The organism is Amycolatopsis sp. SID8362, assembly GCF_010550475.1.
Classification (GTDB): domain Bacteria; phylum Actinomycetota; class Actinomycetes; order Mycobacteriales; family Pseudonocardiaceae; genus Amycolatopsis; species Amycolatopsis eburnea.
Map to the genome: position 1 here is coordinate 1 of NZ_JAAGNB010000795.1, position 4481 is coordinate 4481.

A 4481-nucleotide genomic window follows, 5' to 3' on the forward strand; every position below is an offset into this window, starting at 1 on the left:
AGGCGGCTCGAACAGCCCCCGCGGCAACTGCTCCTGCGGCGCCCCGAATCGCGGCGGCCCCACCCGAGGATCGTGCGAAGGCATCGGTGGACGCCCACCCGGCGGAGGCGGCATCGGTGGACGCCCACCCGGCGGAGGCGGCATCGGCGGACGCCCACCAGGATGCGGCCCCGGCCCCTGCGGCCCCCGAGGCTGATTCGGATACCCGGCAGGCCGCTGCCCACCCATCGGCGGCATCCGCCGCGAATCATGCGGCGGCAACCCACCTTGCGGCGGCTGCCCACCAGGCCCCCGAGGATGCGACGGCCCCCCGTGCTGAACCGGCGGCTGCCCACCCTGAGCCCCACCACTCTGCGGCGGCCCACCCTGAGGCCCGCCACTGTGCGGCGGCCCGCCCTGCGGCTGCCCACCACTGTGCGGTTGCCCACCACGAACCACCGGCCCACCCGGCACCGGCGGCTGCCCCCCGTGCAGCAACCACCGCGGATCCTGCGCAACCGGCCCACCCTGCCGCGGCGGCTGCCCACCCTGCGGCGGTCGCCCACCTTGCTGATGCGGCTGCCCACCGAGCGGCGACCGGCTCTGCTGAAGTGGTTGCCCGCTGTGCGGTGGCTGCCCGCCCTGCTGGAGTGGCTGCCCGCCGTGTGGTGACTGCGCGCCCTGCTGGAGTGGCTGCCCGTTGTGCGGTGGCTGCCCGCCTTGCGGGTGCGGCTGCCCACCGTGTGATGGCTGGCCACCCGGCTGTAGCGACTGGCCGTTGTGTGGCGGCTGTCCGCTGGGCTGGAGTGGCTGCCCACCTTGCTGACGTGGCTGCCCGGCGTGTGGTGGCTGCCCGCCTTGCGGGTGCGGCTGCGCAGTGTGTGGTGGCTGCCCGGCGAGCTGGTGTGGCTGGCCGCCGTGGGGTGGCTGACCTTGCGGAAGTGGCTGGCCACCCTGCTGAAAAGACTGCGCAGCGTGCGGCGGCCGCCCGCCCGGCTGAGGCGGTTGTCCGCCGCGCGGTGGCTGACCACCCGGTTGCGGCGGCTGCCCACCGGAGTGAACCCCTTGCCCGCCACTCGAAACCTGCCCACCGTGGGGAACCGGGCCGCCAGGTTGCGGTCGGCCGGTCCGTTGCCCACCTGGCAACCCCGGCTGCGGTGGCCCCTGCATCATCCGGCGCGGATCCGCCATCCGCGGCTGCTCGCCACCGCGAGACGGCATCGCCCCCTGTCCGCCGCCTGGCATGCCCGATGGCGGGGGTGGCGTGAACCCGCCCGGAGACTGTGGCGACCCACCGCCCTGGACCGGCGCCGGTCCGGCGTCGGCCGCGAACGGCTGGTTCTGGCCGCCCGTGAAACCCGCTGCCCCGACGTTGTCCTGCGGACGTCCGCCGCTCTGGCGGCCGAGTTCCGGGCCTGCTCCCGGGGGCGGCGCCATGCCGTAGCCGCCCTGGGGTTCCGTTGCTGCTCGATGCGATTCGAGTTGGTGGGCGACCGGGGCGCTCTCCGCGCGTTGCTGCGTCTCAGGCTCTCGACGAGTCTCGGGTTCTGAACGCGGCTCCTCGGGCGCGGACGACGGCTGCTCCCGACGCACCTCGGGTTCGGAACTCCGCGATTCAGGCGCGGACTCCTGCCGAGCCTCGGGTTCCTCACCCCGCGACTGGGGCGCCGACTCACTACGCACCTCTGGCGCGGACTCTTGCCGCGGCTGTTCGCCGCCCGACTCGGGCGCAGATTCCTGCGGAGGTTGCTCACCTCGCGATTCGGGTGCGGACTCTTGCCGAGTCTGAGGTTGTTCGCCGCGTGACTCGGGTGCGGACTCCTGTCGCGGCTGTTCGCCACGTGACTCGGGCGCAGATTCCTGTCGCGGCTGTTCGCTGCGCGATTCGGGTGCGGACTCCTGTCGCGGCTGTTCGCCGCCCGACTCAGGCGCGGACTCCTGCCGAGGCTGTTCACCCCGCGACTCAGGCGCCGACTCACGCGACTCCGACCGCCCCTCGGACTCCTCACCACGCGACTCAGGCGCCGACTCCGCCCGATCCTCCGACTCCCGCCGCGAGCCAGACGCGGAATCAGACCCAGAATCAGACCCCGAATCCGCATCCGCCCCCGGAATGTTCGCCTCGTGAACCGAATGCAGCTGCTCCTTCGCCCCTCCGACAGCACCCCCGACCGCCCCGCTCGAAGCGCCCATCAGCAGCTGCTCCGGCGTCAACGACCCGAGGTCCCCCGTAACCGCCGCCTGCCCGACAGTCTGCGCGACACCCTCGACCGCGCCCCGCGCCCCAGCACGCATCGCAGCGTCCGCGACCTGACCACCGGCACTGTGCGACAACCCCTCGGTCGCCCCACGCCCGATAGACCCCGAAGCCGCCCCGACGACGCCGCCGACCGCGCCGGAGATCGCCGCGTCCGAAGTTTTCGACCAGTCCCAGTCCTTGCGGTCGCCCTTCGCCATCTGCAGGCCTTGAATACCCGCGTCCATGCCGAGGTTGATGGCCTCGTTCTTCAGGACCTCCATGCCGATCTTCTTGAGGCCCTGCTTGAGCAGCTTCTCCAGCAGCTCCTTCGCGAGCTGCTTGAACCCCTGCTGGGCCAGCTTCTCGAGCAGCTGCCGGAACAGCATCTGCACGGTCATCCGGGTCGCGATCTGGGCCGGCGCGATCCCCGCCGTCGAGCCGCCGAACGTGACCGCCGCCGCCGCGATCATCGCCGCGATCTGGGCGGCCAGGACGATCAGCGAGATGATGATCATGTACTTCGTGTACTCGACGTCCAACGCCGTCTGATCACACGAATCGCCGAGAGCCTTCGCGGCGTCGGCCAGCTGCTTGAAGTACGCCTCGTCGCCCTCGACGAACTTCTTCCACTGCTCGGCGAACGCGTCCGCGCCGTCGCCGGTCCAGTTGTCGCGGATGCCGGATGCCGCCTGGTTGCCCGCTTCGGACGCCGGCGCGATCGCGGTCGACGCCGTGTGCCACGCGTCGCGCAGCGCGCGCAGCTTGGTCTCGTCGCCCTCGGGCCAGCTCTCCCCGACGACGATCGGCAGCAGCCACTTGACCGCGTCGGGCATCTCCATACCCACGCGTCATTGCCCCTTGCTCAGCTGGGACGTCACGTCTTCGTCGGCGCCCGAGAGGGCCTTCATCGACTTGGCGACGTTCTGCTGCATCCCCCGCAACCCCTGCACGAGGTTGGTGAACCCTTCGACGGCGCCCTGCGCGCCCGGCACGTAGTCCTTCGCGAACTCCTTGCCGGAGTCGTCGGTCCCCCAGCACTCACCCTGCGCGGCGAGCGCGCTCTGCAGCGCCTTGACCGCGTTGTCGAGTCCGTCCGCAGCCGTGACCAGGCCGTTCGACGCGCGCAGGACCGCGTCGGGTTCCGCGGTGAAGCCGGATCCCCCGTCCGGCATCAGTCGCCCCTCGTCATCCAGGACGACGGCGGCTCTTCGTCGTCGTCCCGCGGCGGGCGGACGCGCTTGGGCGCGGGCTTCGGGGCCGGCATCGGAGGCGGCGCCTGCTCGTTGCGCAGGATCGAACCGCCCTCTTCGAACGACTCCGGGCGCGGCGCGGGCGCTTCTTCCTCGACGAACTCGGGGATCCGCGGCACCAGTCCGGCCAGCGACGGCGCGCCCTCGACCAGGTCGGCGAGGTCCGGCAGGCCTTCGGTGATCGGCGCCATCAGGTCCGCGATCTTCTGCTTGACCTGCAACGATCCCTGGCGCACCAACGTCTGGACGGTGTTCGCGAGCTGCGCGGGAGTCGTGCGCTCGAAGGTGGCCGGGGCGAATTCGAGTTTCGCGAGGCTGCCGCCGGCGTCGATCGTGGCGCGGACCAGGCCGTCGGGCGAGCTCACCTGCGCGGTGGTCTCGGCCGCCGCGGCCTGGGCGTCGCGCAGCTGCGCGGTCTGCCGCTCGAAGTTCTCCAGGAGGGTGTCCATCTGGTCCTTCATCGCGGCATTGCGTGCTTCGAGCCGTGCACGGTCGTCGCCCGCGGTGGTCACAGGTGCCCCCGGTGTCCCTCGAACCTACTAATGATCGCTCGTCACCCTAATGCCAATGGAGCAGTCATCGTGACCGGTTCGGGTCTTTGCGTCAGCGAATCGCGCGCCGCCGGGCCAGCGCGTACCCGGCTCCGCCGACGAGGTAGCAGGCCGTCGCGGCGATGAGCAGGCCCGGCGCGCGGCCGTCGTCCGGCACGACGAGCGCGGCCAGCGAAACCGCGGCGACCTGCGTGATGTTGAAGAGCGTGTCGTACAGCGCGAACACCCGGCCGCGTGCCTCGTCGGCGACGTCGAGCTGGATCGACGAGTCGACGCAGAGCTTGAGCACCTGGCCCGCCCCGGTGATCACGAACGACGCGAGCAGCGCCAGCGGCAGCACCATCGGCAGGCCCAGCGCGGACTGCGCGATCGCCGCCAGCAGCAGCGAGCCGAGCACCGCGCGCAGGCGGCCGAACCTGCGGACGAGCCGCGCGGTCAGCAGCCCGGCCAGCAGCAGGCCGG

Annotated in this window: 4 protein-coding genes and 1 pseudogene; 2 read left to right on the plus strand and 3 right to left on the minus strand. The window is 71.9% G+C overall.

Translation table 11 applies throughout. The features are described 5' to 3' along the window. Positions 1–297: 297 nt before the first annotated feature. Complete coding sequence (locus G3I65_RS24690; RefSeq protein WP_160698211.1) at positions 298–651, plus strand: hypothetical protein; 354 nt, start codon at positions 298–300, stop codon at positions 649–651. Between the two features lie 1846 nt (positions 652–2497). Continuing rightward, complete coding sequence (locus G3I65_RS24695; protein WP_160698212.1) at positions 2498–2767, plus strand: hypothetical protein; 270 nt, start codon at positions 2498–2500, stop codon at positions 2765–2767. Positions 2768–3066: 299 nt separating this feature from the next. Here G3I65_RS24695 and G3I65_RS24700 read toward each other — a convergent pair whose 3' ends face one another. From G3I65_RS24700 to G3I65_RS24710, 3 genes and pseudogenes are all read right to left on the minus strand, one after another. Continuing rightward, complete coding sequence (locus G3I65_RS24700) at positions 3067–3390, minus strand: WXG100 family type VII secretion target (RefSeq protein WP_160698213.1); 324 nt, start codon at positions 3388–3390, stop codon at positions 3067–3069. Next, positions 3390–3929, minus strand: a complete 540-nt coding sequence (locus G3I65_RS24705) for a YbaB/EbfC family nucleoid-associated protein (RefSeq protein ID WP_160698214.1) — start codon at positions 3927–3929, stop codon at positions 3390–3392. Before G3I65_RS24705 ends, G3I65_RS24700 begins: the two co-directional genes overlap by 1 nt. Positions 3930–4071: 142 nt before the next feature. Next, positions 4072–4481, minus strand: a pseudogene (locus tag G3I65_RS24710) (MFS transporter); the annotation flags it as partial.

Excerpts from the sequence above, each read along its gene's own strand:
- G3I65_RS24690 (WP_160698211.1), top strand. The coding sequence starts at position 298 with ATGCGACGGCCCCCCGTGCTGAACCGGCGGCTGCCCACCCTGAGCCCC.
- G3I65_RS24695 (WP_160698212.1), top strand. The coding sequence starts at position 2,498 with ATGCCGATCTTCTTGAGGCCCTGCTTGAGCAGCTTCTCCAGCAGCTCC.
- G3I65_RS24700 (WP_160698213.1), bottom strand. The coding sequence starts at position 3,390 with ATGCCGGACGGGGGATCCGGCTTCACCGCGGAACCCGACGCGGTCCTG.
- G3I65_RS24705 (WP_160698214.1), bottom strand. The coding sequence starts at position 3,929 with ATGAAGGACCAGATGGACACCCTCCTGGAGAACTTCGAGCGGCAGACC.